The organism is Sphingomonas sp. Leaf339 (assembly GCF_001426195.1).
Lineage (GTDB): Bacteria > Pseudomonadota > Alphaproteobacteria > Sphingomonadales > Sphingomonadaceae > Sphingomonas.
Map to the genome: position 1 here is coordinate 1 of NZ_LMRS01000045.1, position 18,039 is coordinate 18,039.

Genomic DNA, 18,039 nt, shown 5'->3' on the forward strand with positions numbered 1-18,039 from the left:
GGCGCATCGACATCATCGTCGTCTACAAAGTCGACCGCCTCACCCGCTCGCTGCTCGACTTCTCCCGGCTCGTCGAGGCGTTCGATGCCGCGGACACCAGCTTTGTCAGTGTCACCCAGTCGTTCAACACCACCACCAGTATGGGGCGGCTTACCCTCAACATGCTGCTGTCCTTTGCCCAGTTCGAACGCGAGGTCACCGCCGAGCGTATCCGCGACAAGATCGCCGCCTCCAAGGCCCGCGGCATGTGGATGGGCGGGACCCCGCCACTTGGCTACGCCCCTAATGGGCGCAGCCTCGTGATCATCGAGGCCCACGCCGCCATCGTCCGCGATGTCTATGCGCGCTATCTGATCCTCGGCAACGTCCGGCTGGTAGCGCAGGCACTGGAGCGCGACGGGGTGCGTGCGCCGCGGCGCATGACACTGACCGGCAAAGCCTTTGGCGACGTCGTCTTCAGCCGCGGCCAGCTCCACGCCATGCTGAAATGCCCGACCTATGTCGGCGAGATCCATCATCAGGGCAAGGTGCACACCGCCCTGCACGNCGTCGTCTTCAGCCGCGGCCAGCTCCACGCCATGCTGAAATGCCCGACCTATGTCGGCGAGATCCATCATCAGGGCAAGGTGCACACCGCCCTGCACGCGTCGATCATCGACCGTGCCACCTGGAACGCCGTCCAGGCAAAGCTTGCCGACAACACGCAAGGCCGCCAGCGCAGCCGGACCAGCGCTGGTGCCAGCCTGCTGGCCGGGCGCATCGTCGATGCCGCGGGCGAACCGCTCGTCGCCACCCATGCCACCAAGGGCAAGGCCCGCTACCGCTATTATGTCAGCCGGACCCTGCAGACCGGTACCGCCGCTGGTGGCCTGCGCATTCCTGCCGCCGAACTTGAGGCAGCGGTCACTCAGCGGACCGCGCAGTTCTTCGCCGATGGCCTGTCGCTTGCCACTAGCCCGTGGCTGGCGGTGCCGGCGGCGGCCATCGCCTCTGTCGCGGCCCGCGCCGGCGACATCGCCGCAGGGCCGACGGGCAGCCTTCGCGCCACCGTGCGCGACCTGATCCGTGAGGTTCGCCTGCATGAGCAGCGCATCGAGATCGTCTCGGACACCGCCGCCATCGCGACCCTGCTTGGCACCAGCCTGACCGCGGACGCGCCTGCCACCATCCTGACTGTCCTCGATGCCCGCCTGACCCTGTCCGGGCGGGTGATGCGGCTGGTGCAGGACGATGGTGCAGCGCTGACCCGCAGCGCCAATGCCTCGCTCGTCAGGCTCGTGCTGAAGGCGCGACGCTGGTGGCAAACCCTGCGGGAGGGCGAGCTCGACATTGCCGCGCTTGCCGCCCGCGAGGGCGTGAACCCTGCCTATGTCACCCGCGTCGTGCGGCTTGCCTTCCTTGCCCCCGCCGTCACCGACGCTATCCTGGCCGGTACGCTCAGGCACGGCGTCGATGGTGCCGCGCTTACCGCTACCGATGCGATCGCACCGCTTTGGGCGGCGCAGGAGCGGGCGTTTCTGCCAGATGGCCGTTAGACCCACAGCACGAAGCCGCTGCGCGGCAGTGGTGTTGGCGGTGAAGTAGCGCGTCAGCACTGAGGTTTGGCCCTGCGGCAGCGGGGGCAGACGATGGAGATCCTTCAACAAGAGGAAATCCATCATGGCTACTGCACTTGTCGAACCGACAGTTACCCCGCTGCGCCAGCGGATGCTCGACGATATGGCGATGCGTTCAATGCGGGGGCGGACCCAGCACGACTATGTCCGCCACGTCCGCGCCTTCGCGGCCTTTCTCAGACGCTCGCCGGATACCGCGACCGCCGAAGATGTGCGACGCTTCCAGGTTCACCAGCGTGAACATGGCGTCAGCGAGTCCGTCATCGGCGCAACGGTATCGGCGCTGCGCTTCCTGTTCGCCGTGACGCTCGACCGGCCCGACCTGTCGCGCAAGCTGGTGCTGGCGCCGCGTCCCCGCAAGCTGCCCGACGTGCTGAGCGTCGAGGAGGTCGGACGGCTGCTGGAGGCGGCGCCGGGCATCAAGTACCGGGCCGCACTCGGCGTGGCCTATGGCGCCGGTCTACGCGTGTCGGAGGTGGCGCACCTCAGAGCCGACGACATCGACAGCGAGCGCATGCTCATCCGCATCGAGGAGGGGAAAGGCCGCAAGGACCGCAACGCGATGCTGTCGCCGCAACTGCTTGAGTTGCTGCGGCTCTGGTGGCGCGAGGGCAAGCGGCGCAGCGTTCTTTTACCGCACGGCTGGCTGTTTCCGGGTCGCAGCTACACCGACCCGATCTCGACGCGGCAGTTGCACCGTGCGGTTCACGAGGCAGCCGAGGCGGCCGGCATCCGCAAGCGCGTCAGCCCGCACACGCTGCGGCATAGTTTCGCCACCCACCTGCTCGAGCAGGACGTCGACATCCGCGTCATCCAGGTGCTGCTCGGGCACAGCAAACTCGAGACCACCGCGCTTTACACCAAGGTCGCGACGCGCACGATCCGCGCGGTGACCGGCCCGCTCGACCAGTTGATGGCGCTGATGGAGGGCAGGACGCCGGCCGGGTAACACCCACGTGCGCGCCTCCATTGAGGTCGCCGATATCTTCCGCGCAGCCGGTCCTGCATACCGGGTCGCTCGTGCGGGGCATCTGAGCCTCGACCAGCTCAAGGTCATGTCGGCCATCGAACATTGCCGCACCGCCGTCATGGGCGGACATGTCGAGGCCTGCACCGACTGCGGCCACTGGCGGGTCACCTATAACAGCTGCCGCAACCGGCACTGCCCACGCTGCCAGGGCGCGGCGGCCCGCACCTGGCTCGCCGAGCGCGAGGCCGACCTGCTGCCGGTCGGCTACTTCCACGTCGTCTTCACGCTGCCGGCCGAGGTTGCCGACATCGCGTGGCAGAACAAGGCGGCGGTCTATGGGTTGCTGTTCCAGGCCGCGTCCGGGACGATGACGACCATCGCCGCCGACCCGAAGCATCTGGGCGCACGCATCGGTATCACCGCTGTCCTGCACACCTGGGGTTCGGCGATGACCCATCACCCGCACATCCACATGATCGTGCCGGGTGGCGGACTGTCGTTGGACGGGCAACGTTGGATTTCGTCGCGCCCGACCTTCCTGCTGCCGGTGCGCGTGCTCGGCAAGCTGTTCCGTCGCCTGTTCCTGACCCGGCTGATGGCGCTGCACGAGGCCGGGCGGCTCGCCTTCCATGGCAGCCTCACGCATCTTGCCGACCGGCGTACGTTCCTGCGCCACCTGGCCCCGGTCCGGAAGAAGCGCTGGGTCGTCTATGCCAAGCCGCCGTTCGCCGGGCCGGAGACAGTGCTCGCCTATCTGTCGCGCTATACCCACCGCGTCGCGATCTCGAGCAGCCGGCTCCTGCGCTTCGACCAGACCGGCGTCACCTTCCGCTACAAGGATTACCGCCGGGGCGGCGCCGACCGCCAGCAGGTCATGACGCTGGCCGCCACCGAATTCATCCGTCACTTCCTGCTTCACGTCCTGCCAAAAGGCTTCCACCGCATCCGCCACTACGGCCTGCTCGCCGGCGCCACTCGCAAGGCGCATCTCGAACGCGCCCGCGAACTGCTTGGCGCCGTCCCGCCCGTCACCACTGCTGAGCCGGTCGAACCCGATGACGCCCGCCCGCCATGTCCGTGTTGCGGCGGGCGCATGCTCGTCATCGAAACCTTCGAACGCTGGCGCCAGCCCCGCGCTCCGCCACACCACCCTGCATCGACCCGGACCACCACGTCATGACCCGGCATGGCCACAATACATCCCGCCCCGCAGCCCCTGCGCTTCCGGCAATGGTGCCGCTCGCGCCGGCGATGTCACCTGCCGGGCCAATGTCCATCCGGTGCCCCAGCTCCGGGCACAATCAATGCAGAATGCAACTCATGGACGCTGTCCTGCCGGCCAACGTCGGGGACCCGAACGACCGCGACGCCCGCCTCTCACCAAGGCAAAACCCGAAAACCCCATAGGTTACCGCTCGCGGCCCGCGGCTTCTTGCTTTGGAGGAAATCGTACACCTGCCGGTGCCCGATTTCCTTCACAAAGGCGGTCATTCGGAGCCCCTCCGCCCCTTCTCCAAACCCGCCGTTCGTTCATTTTTGGAGATACGTTCGCCCCTGTCGGCATGACGCTCGGGTTTGCGTGGCTGCGGGTCGGACTTGATACCAACTTGAGGAACAACCCTCGGCGGGCCTCCTCCGACGACTAAACTTCGTCCAGTCAATGTCGCCGCAGCCACACCCGGGCGAGAACGACCGGCCCCCCTCCCGGCGCAGCGGACCCTAGGATGACCGCCGCCTTGGTGAAGGAAGGGCGGCGTCTACAATCCAGCTTCTGAATAAATGGTGCATGTACGGGCTTTCAGACTTTGACCGCGCTCGCTCGAGTTTTCCTGCCGGACAGCGTGACCCGGAATCAGACATTCAGCCGTGGGTCGGCTCCCCCCGAAATCAGACGTCCCATTCACGTGGACAATGGCCCGGCCGGGTGCGGCCAAATAGCACGCGGCACCGACGTTTTTCCTGCCGCCCGGGACGAACCATCCAATGCCTCCTGACGCAGTTACCTGGCTTGGCCGGCGGATTGATACGTCTCGTTAAGGCCGACATGCCAAGTTAGGTTCCTATGTTGCTCCTTGCACTCGCCTGCACCCTGATCGCCGTTGACGGCGATACTTTGCGCTGTGGTGAGGAACGCATTCGCCTGATCGGCATCGATGCGCCCGAATTGCCCGGCCACTGCCAAAAAGAGCGGAGTTGCGCTCCCGGAGACCCGATAGCCTCAAAGGAGGCTCTGGCGGCTGCATCCCGTGGAACGGCGGAAATCGACCGCCAAGCTTACGATCGGTACGATCGCACACTGGCGCGGGTGCGGGTCAACGGCGTGGATCTGTCCTGCGCGCAGCTTGCTGGCGGGCATGCAATTTACCGTTCTGACTGGGACCTGCTCGGCGAGATCGGGATTGGATGTGGCGCCACCAAGCAATTGACAAGTATTCCGGCTTCACCCCGTCGGTTGAGTTCTCGCGCTGCTCATCCGGCGCCACCAGCAACCGAGGCAGGCTGGAGCTATCGCAACTGCGGCGAGGCTCGCCGAGCTGGCGCCACTCCATTGCGGCGCGGGCAACCAGGCTATGGCGCTCACATGGACGGTGATGGCGACGGCGTCGCATGCGAGCCGTTCAGGCGGTAGCTGATCAGATCGTTATTGCGCGGGCTAGGCCGCAAGCAGACTCTAATTGGGAAGTTCCAACGGTCAGCAGCTATCGCACCTACGGCGCGCGGCGCGTCTGGCACGACCTTCTGGCCGAAGGCCTTTCATGTGGTCTGCATCGCATCGAACGGCTGATGCGTGTCCATGGCCTGAGGGCCCGTCCGCGACGTCGTGGCTTGCCCAAGGACGACGGCCTGCGGTCGGTCATCGCCGACAACATCCTCGACCGCCAGTTCACCGCCGAGGCGCCCAACCAGAGGTGGATCGCCGACTTCACATACATCTGGACGGCCGAAGGGTGGCTCTACGTCGCTGTCGTCATCGACCTGTTCTCGCGCCGCGTGGTCGGCTGGTCGATGAGCGACACCATGACCGCCCAACTCGTGACCGATGCGCTGATGATGGCGATCTGGCGACGCGGAAAGCCCGATGCGCTGCTGCACCACTCGGATCAGGGCAGCCAATATACGAGCGAGCAGTTCCAGCGGTTGATGGCCGATAATGGCGTCACCTGCTCGATGAGCCGGTCGGGCAACGTCTGGGACAACGCGGCAATGGAGAGCTTCTTCTCATCGATGAAGACCGAACGGATTGGTCGGAAGACATATCGAACGCGCAATCACGCGAAGGCAGACGTGTTCGATTACATCGAGCGCTTCTACAACCCGACGCGCAGGCACTCGACCCTGGGCTATCTCAGCCCCATGGACTTCGAGCGGCAAGCGCATGTAGCCTAACTTCGTGTCCATGGGACCGGCAGCAGCTCAAGCTGTTCTTGCCTAGATCAATTCCCAGAACCGATACGTCCATGACCTTCGCTCCTTCCTCAAACGACCTGCTGTCGTAGGATGACAACGATTCGGATAAGGGGCGAGCATACGAAGCTGCACGCCGTCACCGATGCAGAAGGCAGACCGCTCAGCTTCTTCATGACCGCGGGCCAGGTCAGCGACTACACCGGCGCTGCCGCGCTGCTTGATGATCTACCCAAGGCGCAGTGGATGCTGGGCGACCGCGGCTATGACGCAGACTGGTACAGGGACGCCCTTCAGGCAAAGGGCATAACGCCTTGCATTCCCGGCCGAAAATCCCGGATCATCCCCGTCACATATGACAAGCGCCGCTACCGAAGCCGGAGCCGTATCGAGATTATGTTCGGTCGTCTGAAGGACTGGCGCCGCGTCGCTACCCGCTACGATCGATGCCCGACCGTCTTCTTTTCCGCTATCGCGCTCGCCGCCACCGTCATCTTCTGGCTCGGATCAATGAGTCGTGACCCTAATGCTCCAGCTATCCCGACGGCGATCTTGCACAGCACCGCGGACACCGACGTCTCCATCAAGCTTCACCTCGCAGGTCGGCATCGATCAGGGCCACCACGTCCGTAACCGGAAGGCCCTCCCGATGATTGAACGTGCCTGCCTTCGGCCAAGACACACCGCGACCGATCGCGAAGGCGGCGCGGTATTTGCGCATCATGTTTTTTGGATCGTTCGTTAGCTCTTCCATCAGGAAAGGCACTGTCCAAACCGACCGTTTGAACGGCCGGCCCAGTGCTACCTCCAACTTATCCGCCACCTCGCCATAGGTGACGGTGTCACCGGCTAGGAAAACGATCTCGTTGCGGATCGTCGGTTCGAAGAACACGATCTCGGCGGTCAGCATACCGATGTCATCCGGCGTCGTCAGCGTCACAGCGGTATCAAGGCTGCCGAGCGCATGAACTTCGCTATTCTCCAAATCTACGACACCAAAGTCCGGCTCGAACAGGTAGCTCATGAACATGCCCGTGGAGATGATGACCCACTCGGTCTTGTCCTGCGAGCGCAGCAGCGCGCGCACGTCGAGCTGCGCGTCGAAGATGTCCTGCGGCCCGCCGCGGCCGATCGCCTCGAAGTCGACGCCGAACTGCCAAGGGAAATAGCGCGGGATACCGGATTGCAGCGCCGCCTTGGCGAGCTTCATCGGAGTGTTGATCCCCGCTGCGTAGCCCGCGCAGCCGATCACCGTGTCGTAGTCCGAGAAGAGCGATGCCAGCTCATCGATCGTGTCGTTCACTAGGTCGCCGAGCACGATCTCGATCCCCGCTTCGCGGATTTCGGCGATGTCACGCCGCTTGGAGGGATCGCCCGACTCCACGGCACTCTCGCGGAGAAGGACGCTGATCTTGGCACCGTCGATGCCATTGGCGTGACGCGCGAGATTGCGAAGCACTGGCATGCCAAGCTCGCCGGCACCCAGAACGAGGATATTGCGTGATTTCACGTTGGAGACTGTATCGTTCATCGTTCTAACTCGTTTCACCGTGGATGACGGTGATCTGGCAAGCCAGGGGCAAGCGTGAAAGATGGGTACATGCGTGATACTGCCGTTAAATCTCTAAGCGAGGACGACATCCTCCGATATTCACAAACGGTTTGTGATGGCCTGCGGGACGATGACGACGGGGTTCGCCGTGAGGTGTTGGCCCATGCCGGCAACCGCTGGTCTCTTGGTGTCATCCATACGCTCGGCGTGTACGGCCAGCTTCGCCATGCGGAAATCGGCCGACGGATGCACGGTATCACGCAGCGGATGCTGACGCGCACGCTGCGCCATCTGGAGCGCGATGGATTGGTGGTGCGTCAGGACTTCGCGGAGGTGGTTCCTCATGTAGAATATGCTCTATCCGAAACCGGACTGAATCTACTGGTCAGGATGGTTCCACTTTGGACGTGGATCGTCGAGAACGTTGACAGCTTTCGCGCATCACAGAAGATGTTTGATCGGGAGCACGCGGGAGAAGAGCCCTGAAGGCGATATCGGTTTACAGGCTTAGCTTTCCAGAAATACCATCGTCTTCGGGAAAAGCCCGCGCCCCGCTATGTCTGCTATCGCATTAAACTGCTCCGTAAGCCGCCCGTCCGCTTTCCTTCCCAATAAGGACGGTCCGCATGAAATAAAAACGCAACGTTCCGGCAGCGCAACCCGTACGTCTTTGTACTTGAACGTCTGCTAGAGGGCGGTGCCGTCCCCTTCTGAGCGCCTTCTTTTGCATACGGGTCGGCGAATGTCTTCGGCCATAAGGCCTCACCCAACCGGACGAGAATGCTCCTGCCGACAGAACGGCAGATGTGGTAGTGTTCCGCCTGCTTAAGACAAGAATGAATCGGCTCGCCGATCGGTGATCGGAAAGTGCTGTGCCTTGCCAAGATCGCCAATCTTTTCCCCGTTCCCCGTGTCATTACTACACGAAGCTTTTAATCTAACAGAGCTTTTCCGTCAGATCCGTTCGAGCAGCAGAGCAATCCCTTGCCCGACCCCAATACACATGAACGCCATCGCATAGCGGCCACTTGTGCGGTGGAGTTCCTCGACGGCGCTCATGGTGATCCGTGCGCCCGACATGCCGAGCGGATGACCGAGCGCAATCGCGCCACCGTTGCGATTCACGCGCGGGTCGGTGAAGGGATCTATGGCGAGATCCCGAAGCGTGGCGATCGCCTGACTCGCGAATGCCTCATTCAACTCGATCACGTCGAGCTGATCAATCGTAATGCCGCCCAGCGTCATTAGCCTGCGCGCGGCCTCGATCGGCCCGACGCCCATGATCCGCGGCGCGATGCCTGCCGCAGCCATAGCTACGATCCGTGCACGGGGCGTAAGGCCGTGCTGCGATGCGGCTCTCTCGGACGCAATCAGTGTCGCCGCCGCGCCATCGTTTAGACCTGAAGCATTGCCGGCCGTCACGGTCCCGTCTGCGCGAACGACGGGCTTCAGCCTAGCGAGCACATCCAGGGTAGTCGCACGCGGATGTTCGTCCGCAGAAAAAACGATCGGATCACCTTTCTTCTGCGGGATCGTGACCGGCACGATCTCGGCTGCGAGACGGCCGCTCGCCTGCGCCGCAGCCGCCTTCTCCTGGCTTGCAAGCGCAAACCGGTCCTGATCCTCACGGCTGACCTTCCATTGGTCGGCGACGTTCTCGCCAGTCTGCGGCATGGCGTCGACCCCGTACGCTGCCTTCATCGCCGGATTGACGAAGCGCCAGCCGAGCGTGGTGTCCTCCAGCTTCTGCGCGCGGTCGAACGGTGCTTGCGCCTTGCCCATCACATAGGGTGCACGCGTCATGCTCTCGATGCCGCCAGCGATCATGAATTGCGCATCGCCGCTACGAATCGCGCGTGCCGCAGATCCGATCGCGTCGAGTCCCGATCCGCACAGCCGGTTTATCGTCGATCCCGACACGCCCTCAGGGAGGCCGGCTAGCAGGATCGCCATTCGCGCCACATTGCGATTATCCTCGCCGGATTGGTTCGCGCAGCCGAGGATCGCGTCGTCTACCGCATCCCAGTCAACGCCTGGGTTACGCTCCATCAAAGCCTTGATAGGAATGGCCGCGAGGTCGTCCGCGCGCACGATTGCTAGTGAGCCGTTGAGGCGCCCGATCGGGGTGCGGATCGCATCGCAGAGAAAGGCGTCGGCCATCAGTTCAATCCTTCGCTGGCCGAGTCGAGCTCGGAGATAATCTTGCCCGCTTCGGCAAAGGCAGTGTTGGCGGCAGGAACACCGGCATAGATTGCCGATTGCATCAGCACTTCCTTCAATTCCTCGCGCGTGAATCCGTGGCGCATCAATCCGGTTCGGACGTGCAACGCGAACTCCTCCCAGCGGCCGAGCGCCAGCGTGATGGCCAGCACGATAAATCGCCGGCTCCGATCGTCGAGCCCCGGCCGGCCCCAGATCTCGTTCCAGGCGATCCGCGTGATCATCGCCTGGAAATCGGCGGTAAAGGCAGTACGTTTGGCGAGCGAGGCATCGACCCAGGCGTCACCCAGGACACGCCTCCGATTGACAAGCCCCGCCTCGAACAACGTCTCGGCGGCATCGCGCTTGCCATCGTCCGGCGATAGGAACGCGCGCAGAGTCGCGGCCAGCGCCGCCGGTGTTTCGATCGGTGCCAGATGCGCTGCGTCCAGATGCACCACCTGCGCGTGGGGAATCGCGTCGACGATATGCTCGCCGTGTCCCGCGAACGGCGTGGACGTATCGCGGTCGCCTGCTAGGACCAAAGTCGGCACCGCGATCTGCGGCAGGCGGTCGATCAGCGCCATGTCGCGGATCGCGGCGCCGCATCCGGCATAGCCGGCATCCGGCATCGCGATCAGCCCTTGCCGCACGCTTTCCGCCACGCCAGCATGGGTCGCGACGAATTGCGGTGACAGGAACCGCCCCATGGCCAGGTCGGAAATAGCTGTGGTGCCCCTATCTCGCACGGTAGCGATCCGCGCAGCCCAAGCGCTCGCATCCATCGCCGCCGATGTGCAGATAAGCGCCAGCGCTTTGACCCGTCTCGGGTAGCGGAGGCCCAGTTCCATGGCGATCATGCCCCCCAGCGACACGCCCGCCACTGCCGCCCGCTCCACATCAGCCGCATCCATCACCGCGACGATATCGTCGGCCAGCATGCCGAGGCTGTAATCACCGTCGGGCGCATCCGATGCGCCATGTCCACGCGTATCGATCCTGAGCAGACGATAGGCGGGTAAAAGATGGGGCACTGTCGTATCCCACAACGCCATGTCGGTGCCGATCGAATTGAGCAGGACAAGCACCGGCAGGTCCGGCGCACCGTCGAGTTTCCAATAGAGGCGGACGCCGCCCCTGGCTGCAAAGGGCATAGTCTATCTTTCGTACCGGGTGATTAGTGCACAGGCGATCGCGACACTCTCTCCGATATCAGTGCCGAAGCCGGCGCTATCTAGGTTGCGAGCGATCGCCGCCTCGTTGATTTCAAGGCCTTCCGCGACATCCGCCATTGCTGCCGCGGCACCGCTGGCAAGCAGGAACAGATCGGCGATTACAGGACCTTCCGCCTGCCAGCCGCCCAGACCGCGCTCCTGCTCCTGCGGCAATCCGCCGAGGAGTGCGGCGGCCAAGCCCGGCGCTCGGGTCGCGGCCGACAGCGCGACCTGGCACCCCGTGGGGTTACGTTTATGAGCCATCGCGGACGATCCGCCACGCCCGGCGACGGCGGGCTCGCTAGCTTCACCGACAGCGTTCTGCGATAGCAACGAGATGTCCCGTGCCATCTTGCCGAGCGCACCGATCACTATGCCCAGACTGGAGCCGATCGCCGCAATCCCGATTCGGCGCGCATGCCAAGGCTCGCTTCTAGCCAACCCGAGATCGGCCGCAATCCGCGCCGCGACAGCCGCGCCCTTACCATCCAGGCCTGCGCGCGTCCCCGCCGCCCCGCCGAACTGCACACATGCATTTTCGACGACGTCGGTACGCAGCCGCTCGGCAGCAGCGCCAATTCCCGCCATCCAGTGCGCGAACCGCAGGCCGAACGCGACCGGCATCGCATCCTGCAATAGCGTTCGTCCGATCGCCGGCGTCTCGGCATGGCGCGCGGCCTTGTCACGTAGCGCGGCGGTCGCACGGTCCAGATCGGCGAGCAACAGCGTGGCACCCGCCCGTATCTGCATCATCAATACAGTATCGGCGACGTCCTGACTGGTTGCGCCCTTGTGCACGGCCTCGGCAGCCGAGCCTGTCAGCGCAGTGCGTAATCGTGCAACCAGCGGAATGGCAAGTGTCCCCGCAAGCGCCATCTCGTCGGCGAGTATCACCGGATCGATCGCCAGGGTCGTGCAAGCATCGGCGATGGCCTGCCCGACATCTGCCGCGATCAGCCCCACCGCCACTTCCGCACGTGATAGCGCAGCTTCGAATGCCAGCGCATGGCAAATCGTGGCATTGTCATCGAATACAGCTAACATAGTGGGCGTCGCGACTGGACGGCTACGAAGCAGGTCGGTCATGTCGAGATCATAGCGCGAAAAAGACCGTCTCGGCTTCGCCCTGAAGATGGATATCGAACCACCAGTGTCCGTCGTCTCGCCGCCGAGCGATCAACGTCTGCCGCCGCGTGTCGGGCACCGCGCCCAGTACCGGGTCATCGCCATTGCCATCGCCGTCCTGGAAATACATTCGCGTCGCAAGACGATTGAGCAGGCCTCGCCCAAACACCGACACCGCCAAGTGCGGCGCCTGCAGCGTGTTGCCGGGCCCCGGTACACGACCTGGCATGATCGTGCGAAACCGGTAGATGCCGTCGGGATCGACCGACGCCCGGCCGAAGCCGACGAAGTGCGGATCGAGCGGGGCGTCCTCGCGTGTGTCGTCGACGCTGGCATAGCGGCCGGCGGCATTGGCCTGCCAGATCTCGATCATCGCATCGAGGATGGCCACGCCCTTCGCGTCGAAGATCTGCCCCGCGATCTCGATCACCTCGCCTTCGGGGATGCCGGTCGGCGCCGAAAGGTTGAGCACATAATGCTCTTCCCCGAACAGATCGGGCCGCGCGCCCATATCGGACTTGCCGACCAGATCTGCTCCGCCCTTCCACGGCAACCCATAGTGAAAGAACGGCCCGACTGTCTGCGACGGCGTCTGCCCGAAGATCGTCGGATCCTGATTATCCAGCCGGGGCGCGGACTCGCGGTCTTCCAAGGGTATGTTGGCGACAACCGTCTCAATGGTCATGATCGTGATCCTCGAACGGCGTTTCGTTGCGGCCCTTCAGCACGACGTCGAACAGATAGCCCAAGGCCCAGGCGGGCTTGGTCGTCTTGATGTCGAACCGCCCGACCATTCGCTGTCGCGCGGGCATCGGGACGGCATTGGCGATCGGATCGATCTCGATCAGCGGATCGTCGGGAAAGTACATCTGCGTCACAAGCCGCGTCGCGAACGCCGGTCCCAAGAGTGACAGATGGATATGCCCCGGCCGCCACGCATTCATGTGGTTGCCCCACGGGTATGCGCCAGGCCTGATCGTCACATAGCTGTAGCGCCCCTCGGCATCCGTCACCACACGCCCAGCCCCGGTGAAGTTCGGATCGAGGGGGGCGTCCCAATTGTCCACCGAGTGGACATAGCGGCCCGAGGCGTTGGCCTGCCAGATTTCGATGACCGTATCGGGGACAGCGCGCCCACGATCATCAAGCACCCGTCCAGACACTATGATGCGCTGGCCCTGTGGCACGTCTTTGTGCTGCGCGGTCAAGTCGATTCCGGACGGGCCGACCATCAGCCGGTCCCAGGCACCGGGTCCGGTCGTTTCGGTCAGCGTCGGCGGGATCATGATCAAGGGCTCACGCGGGCTGCGATCCACGGTCGAACGGTAGTCCGTCGACAGCGACGGCGCGAAATCCGCGTCTTCGCGGGTATAGGGCATCACGTCGCTCATGCCGCAACGCTCTCGAACGCCGCCGCATCGAACGCCGCGCCGGTTTTGCTCCGCATTTCCTGTAGCGTCACGCCCGGTGCGAGCTCGACCAATGTCAGCCCGCCAGCCTTCTTGTCGCAAGCTAACACGCACAGATCGGTGACGATCAGATCAACCACGCGCTTGCCGGTGAGCGGCAGCGTACACGCTTCCAGGATCTTGGGCTCGCCCGCCTTGTTTGCGTGATCCATCACGACAACCACTTTCCTCACCCCAGCGACGAGATCCATTGCGCCGCCCATGCCCTTCACCATCTTGCCGGGAATCGTCCAGTTGGCGATGTCGCCATTGGCGGCGACTTCCATCGCCCCCAGCACCGCCATGTCGATATGCCCGCCGCGGATCATTGCGAAGCTCTCTGCGCTGGAGAAAAAGCTCGATGTTGGCAGCGCGGTGATCGTCTGCTTGCCTGCATTGATCAAGTCTGGATCGGCCTCACCCTCGAACGGGAACGGCCCCATGCCAAGCATCCCGTTTTCCGACTGCAGCGTCACGTTCACGCCGTCGGGGATGTAATTCGCAACGAGTGTCGGAATCCCGATGCCAAGATTGACGTAATATCCATCCTGCAGTTCGCGCGCCGCGCGCGCCGCCATCTGTTCTCGTGTCCAGCCCATTACGCCACCTCCCGCTGACGTACGGTCAGCTTCTCGATCCGCTTCTCATTGATCGTCGACAGCACGATGCGGTCGACATAGATGCCGGGCACATGGATGCAGTCGGGATCGAACGTTCCGGCTTCCACGATCTCCTCGACCTCGACGACGGTCACCTTGCCCGCCGTCGCCATGTTCGGGTTGAAGTTGCGTGCGGTCTTGCGGAACATCAGGTTACCCGCCGGGTCGGCGCGCCACGCCTTGATGATGGACAAGTCGCTTCGCAGCCACGTCTCGCGGACATAGTCCTCGCCATCGAACGTCTCGACCGGCTTGCCTTCAGCCACTACCGTGCCGACGCCGGTCTTGGTGTAGAAGGCCGGGATGCCCGCCCCCCCCGCCCTGATCCGCTCAGCTAGAGTCCCCTGCGGCGTCAATTCCAGCTCAAGCTCGCCGCTCAGATATTGCTGCTCGAACAGCTTGTTCTCGCCGACATAGCTCGCGATCATCTTGGCAATCTGCCGGCTTTCCAGTAGTGTCCATAGCCCAAACCCATCGGCGCCGGCATTGTTGGAGATCACCGTCAGCCCAGTGACCCCGCTCGCGCGGATCTCGGGAATCAAGCTTTCGGGATTGCCCGACAGGCCGAAGCCGCCGGACATGATCGTCATGCCGTCGGATAAAAGCCCCTCGAGAGCCGCCGCTGAACTACCGTAGATCTTATCTTTCATTCTGCTCGATCTTTCATTTCGGGGCCAGAATATGTGCTGAATTACAGAATCTCTTAGATTACGCCGGTTTTCAGCCCAGCGATAAGCAAGTCCATTACCGCCTCGACGCCGTCCGGCCGAGCGTCGCCGCGTGTGACGAAATAAGGGTGCTGAAAGCGGCTAGTCCCTTCGTGAATCGCGCGAGCCGCACGTGATATGTCATTCACTTTGAACTCACGGCGCTTTACGCCATCCGCAACAATAGCGGCGATTTGCTCACGCAAATGCGAAACATGTTCTGCAATCACGTCGCGTGATGCTTCTGCCAACGAATTATACGTAGCGAACAACTCCGGATCACTTGCCAATTTGTCGAGCTTGACCGCAATAAGCCCATCTACCCACCCACGGAGCCGAGCTTCGGCCGGAGAATCTTGCGCGACGAAACAGTAAAGAGGCTCGGCAATGCCGCGCAGCCAGCGCGCTGCGACCATATCCTGAATATCGGCTTTGCTGTTAAAGTGTCGGTACACGTTCGCGTGGCTCATCCCCAGATGGCGCGCCACGTCCACGACCTTCGTCTTTGCAGGACCATGCCGACGCAGAAGATCTTCCGCCGCCTGCAAAATGCGCTCGCGCATATCGGGGACGTCGGAAACCGGTGTAGAAGTCTCAGCCAAATTCAATTCCCATCAAGCGGCACAACCGATGTGTAGGAGCCGACACGAAATGCCTCAAGCAAAGCCGCGTGGATATTATTCGCTTGCACGTACTCGGCCAATCCGGATCTGCTCTTCGATGAACGAGCGCTCGTACCATTCGCCGTGCAGACCGGGACGCAGCCGAATCGGCAGCTTTACCTTCGCGATCGGCGGCGCTTCGAAATCCGCCGTATCGACCAGCCACAATTCGGAAAGCTGCTGCCCCGTCATGTGAGTGATGAGAAAGGCAAGATAGCCATCGGCTTCAGGCGCGTCCGGCGACCGCGGGATGAAGATCGGCTCCTGGAAGATCACCTCGTCCGGGCCGGTGTGATAGATGGTCTCACCACTCGTCACGTCGATCTTCGCGATGGTCCGGAACATCATCTTCTTGCCCTGCGCGAAGGCCTGGCCCGGCGTCTGCACCATCATGAAGTGGGTGCGATAGGCCTGCCCCTGCCAGCGGTCGTCGACGATCGGGAACTCGCCAGTAGCTGGCGACAGCACCGTCTCGACGATCTTGCCTTCGTTGTCATCCAGATCGACGGTCCACCGGGTCAACCGGCACAGCGACTTCTCTTCGTCGAATGGCGCGCCGTTGATGTCGGGAAAGAAGGGGAAGGCATTGCCGTGCGCGACCGGCGCATCGAGATGCATGCGCCGGCCTTCCTGAAATCCGTTGGCGAAATGCTGCGCGAAGCGGTTCGGACCGCTGAACCAGCGAACCTCGTCGCCGCGGCCATAACGCGGAAGAACGCCGACATAGCTGTCCTTCGAGGGGTCGAAGCGGAAGTGGACGTCCATCTTCTTCAGCCGCTCGATGTCACTGGTTACCGCGGTCAGCGGAAAGGCGACATAGTCCTCGCCGATGACGAATTCGTGGATCATTCCCGAATACGGTGCCTCCAGCCACGCCTCGTGGATGATCTCACCGTCCGGACTGATGACGTAATAGGCCAGGTCACGCGTCGCTTCGCCCTTGGCGGCATAGCCCATGGCGAACATCTCGCCGGTCTTCGGGTCGACTTTGGGATGCGCGGTAAAGGTCTTCGACGACAGCTTGCCGCCAAAATCGGTGTAGCCGACCGTTTCGAGGGTGATGGGATCCATCTCCAATGGCGGACTGTCCTCCTTCATCGCAAGCAGGCGCCCACCGTGCAGCTGGATGCCGGTGTTGGCGGTACCGCGGATCTGACCCCGGACTGTGGGATCGTCGTCGAAGGGATTGCGGTAGGCGCCGAACAGCGAACGGCGTGCCGCGCGCTCCAGCTTCAGCTTGTCGGTCAATGCATATTTCGATTTGAAGTCGACATGACCGTCGCGAAACGTGAAGGTCGTGACCATGCCGTCGCCGTTGAAGGCGATGTCCTTGCCTGATTTGGCAGGAAACGCAGGATCGGGACCGACGCGATAGAAGGTGCCGTCGAGATGAGCCGGGACCTCGCCCTCGACCTCCAGCTCGAAGATGTCTCCTTCGAACCGGTTCGGCTTCATGAAGCCGGAATAGACGAACTCATTGGGAAACAGCGTGGACATCACGACCTCCTTTTGTGCCTAGAACGCCCAGAGCTTTTGCGCATTGCCGCCCAACACCGCAGCGCGGGTGACGTCATCGATGTTCAACGCTGTGACGTGTTCGGCACCCAGGTCGACAAACGGATAGTCGGTCCCGAACAAGATGCGGTCCCACCCGACGATGCCACCCACCATCTCGATGAACGGCGGGTAGAACGAGCAGGTATCGTACCAAAAGCGTTTAGCGAACATACTCGGCAATTGGGTGATATGCGCACGGCAATCGGCATAGTTCCGATATCCATTGTCGAGCCGTTCGAGCAGGTCGACGAACGCAGCGCCGGTATGCGCTACCACGAACGGGAAGTCCGGGTAACGCTCAAAGACGCCGGCATAGATCAGCCGTGCCATGGCCAGACTGGTGTCGTAGAGAAAGCCCACCCTTACCCCCAACGCGAACTCGTCCATCGCGCCAGCGAAGGTCGGCACCATCGGGTGCTCGACGACCGGAAAACGAAGCTCGTTCAGTCGGGCCCAGAGCGGCTCCAGGCGGGTATCGCTTAGAGGGACGCCATCGAGGTTGGAGCCGAGCGAAAGCCCTACGACGCCAGGCGCCGTCCGCACCCGCTCCAGCTCTGCCAAGGCAGCTTCGACGTCGGGCAGCGGAAGAGTGACGACCGCGCTCAACCGGTCGGGATCGGCGGCGATCCGCGCGATGATCCGGTCGTTTTCCGCCCTACACAGCGCGATGCGTGCCTCCGGCGGAAATTCATAGATACTGGGGGTGGAGAGCGATAGGATGCGCCGGTCGATCTGCTTGGCGTCCATATCGCGCAACAGCTCGTCTGGATCGAACATCCGATCCCAAAACGGCAACCAGTTCGATCCGTTACGCTTCAGGAAATGCACCCCGGCGGCGCGCCTTTCCACCGTCACGCCCGGCAAGGCTTCGAGCGCCTCGTAAAAGGGGCGCGCCGTATAATGTCCGTGAACGTCGATCCGCACC

16 protein-coding genes and 2 pseudogenes are annotated in these 18,039 nt (G+C 63.0%); 7 read left to right on the forward strand and 11 right to left on the reverse strand.

Features of this window, described 5'->3' with window-relative positions; all coding sequences use genetic code 11:
- Positions 1-50 precede the first annotated feature (50 nt).
- From ASG67_RS19890 to ASG67_RS14165, 6 genes and pseudogenes are all read left to right on the forward strand, one after another.
- A partial coding sequence (locus ASG67_RS19890) for a recombinase family protein (RefSeq protein WP_414887676.1) occupies positions 51-546 on the forward strand: 496 nt, incomplete at its 3' end.
- Between the two features lie 1,113 nt (positions 547-1,659).
- Complete coding sequence (locus tag ASG67_RS14145) at positions 1,660-2,565, forward strand: tyrosine-type recombinase/integrase (RefSeq protein WP_056531480.1); 906 nt, start codon at positions 1,660-1,662, stop codon at positions 2,563-2,565.
- 7 nt (positions 2,566-2,572) lie between these two features.
- Positions 2,573-3,766, forward strand: coding sequence for an IS91 family transposase (locus ASG67_RS14150; protein WP_056531482.1), 1,194 nt, complete (start codon positions 2,573-2,575; stop codon positions 3,764-3,766).
- A gap of 882 nt (positions 3,767-4,648) precedes the next feature.
- On the forward strand, positions 4,649-5,215 hold the full coding sequence (locus ASG67_RS19590; protein ID WP_235535228.1) for a thermonuclease family protein: 567 nt from the start codon (positions 4,649-4,651) through the stop codon (positions 5,213-5,215).
- Between the two features lie 65 nt (positions 5,216-5,280).
- A pseudogene (locus ASG67_RS14160) lies at positions 5,281-5,973 on the forward strand (IS3 family transposase); the annotation flags it as partial.
- Between the two features lie 132 nt (positions 5,974-6,105).
- Positions 6,106-6,495 (forward strand): annotated as a pseudogene (locus ASG67_RS14165) (IS5 family transposase); the annotation flags it as partial.
- Positions 6,496-6,574: 79 nt separating this feature from the next.
- Here the strand turns inward: ASG67_RS14165 and ASG67_RS14170 are convergent.
- Positions 6,575-7,522: an aromatic alcohol reductase gene (locus tag ASG67_RS14170; RefSeq protein WP_056531489.1), complete on the reverse strand. Its 948-nt coding sequence runs from the start codon at positions 7,520-7,522 to the stop codon at positions 6,575-6,577.
- A 69-nt stretch (positions 7,523-7,591) separates the two neighbouring features.
- On the opposite strand from ASG67_RS14170, the gene ASG67_RS14175 reads away from it, so the two are divergent.
- Positions 7,592-8,029 carry a winged helix-turn-helix transcriptional regulator gene (locus tag ASG67_RS14175; protein ID WP_056531491.1) on the forward strand — a complete coding sequence of 146 codons (438 nt, stop codon included), beginning with the start codon at positions 7,592-7,594 and terminating at the stop codon, positions 8,027-8,029.
- A gap of 468 nt (positions 8,030-8,497) precedes the next feature.
- On the opposite strand, the gene pcaF is transcribed toward ASG67_RS14175, so the two are convergent.
- The 10 genes from pcaF to ASG67_RS14225 all read right to left on the reverse strand — a co-directional run bounded on the left by pcaF (position 8,498) and on the right by ASG67_RS14225 (position 18,038).
- A complete protein-coding gene (pcaF, locus tag ASG67_RS14180) occupies positions 8,498-9,703 on the reverse strand; it encodes a 3-oxoadipyl-CoA thiolase (protein ID WP_056531493.1) in 1,206 nt (401 codons plus the stop codon).
- Positions 9,703-10,896 (reverse strand): 3-oxoadipate enol-lactonase, encoded by a 1,194-nt coding sequence (pcaD, locus tag ASG67_RS14185; protein ID WP_056531495.1) that lies wholly within the window; start codon positions 10,894-10,896, stop codon positions 9,703-9,705. The genes pcaF and pcaD overlap by 1 nt, the downstream gene beginning before the upstream one ends.
- A gap of 3 nt (positions 10,897-10,899) precedes the next feature.
- Positions 10,900-12,042, reverse strand: a complete 1,143-nt coding sequence (locus ASG67_RS14190; RefSeq protein ID WP_056531497.1) for a lyase family protein — start codon at positions 12,040-12,042, stop codon at positions 10,900-10,902.
- A gap of 7 nt (positions 12,043-12,049) precedes the next feature.
- The gene (gene pcaG, locus ASG67_RS14195) at positions 12,050-12,766 is read right to left on the reverse strand and encodes a protocatechuate 3,4-dioxygenase subunit alpha (protein ID WP_156460840.1); all 717 of its coding nucleotides are present in this window, start codon (positions 12,764-12,766) and stop codon (positions 12,050-12,052) included.
- Entirely contained in the window at positions 12,756-13,472 is a 717-nt protein-coding gene (gene pcaH, locus ASG67_RS14200; protein WP_200940809.1) for a protocatechuate 3,4-dioxygenase subunit beta, read from the reverse strand. Before pcaH ends, pcaG begins: the two co-directional genes overlap by 11 nt.
- The gene (locus tag ASG67_RS14205) at positions 13,469-14,128 is read right to left on the reverse strand and encodes a 3-oxoacid CoA-transferase subunit B (RefSeq protein ID WP_056531499.1); all 660 of its coding nucleotides are present in this window, start codon (positions 14,126-14,128) and stop codon (positions 13,469-13,471) included. The genes pcaH and ASG67_RS14205 overlap by 4 nt, the downstream gene beginning before the upstream one ends.
- Entirely contained in the window at positions 14,128-14,838 is a 711-nt protein-coding gene (locus ASG67_RS14210) for a CoA transferase subunit A (RefSeq protein ID WP_056531502.1), read from the reverse strand. Before ASG67_RS14210 ends, ASG67_RS14205 begins: the two co-directional genes overlap by 1 nt.
- A 53-nt stretch (positions 14,839-14,891) precedes the next feature.
- Entirely contained in the window at positions 14,892-15,497 is a 606-nt protein-coding gene (locus ASG67_RS14215) for a TetR family transcriptional regulator (RefSeq protein ID WP_200940810.1), read from the reverse strand.
- 75 nt (positions 15,498-15,572) lie between these two features.
- Complete coding sequence (locus ASG67_RS14220; RefSeq protein WP_056531506.1) at positions 15,573-17,054, reverse strand: carotenoid oxygenase family protein; 1,482 nt, start codon at positions 17,052-17,054, stop codon at positions 15,573-15,575.
- An 18-nt stretch (positions 17,055-17,072) separates the two neighbouring features.
- Positions 17,073-18,038 (reverse strand): amidohydrolase family protein, encoded by a 966-nt coding sequence (locus ASG67_RS14225; RefSeq protein WP_056531509.1) that lies wholly within the window; start codon positions 18,036-18,038, stop codon positions 17,073-17,075.
- Position 18,039: the final 1 nt, after the last annotated feature.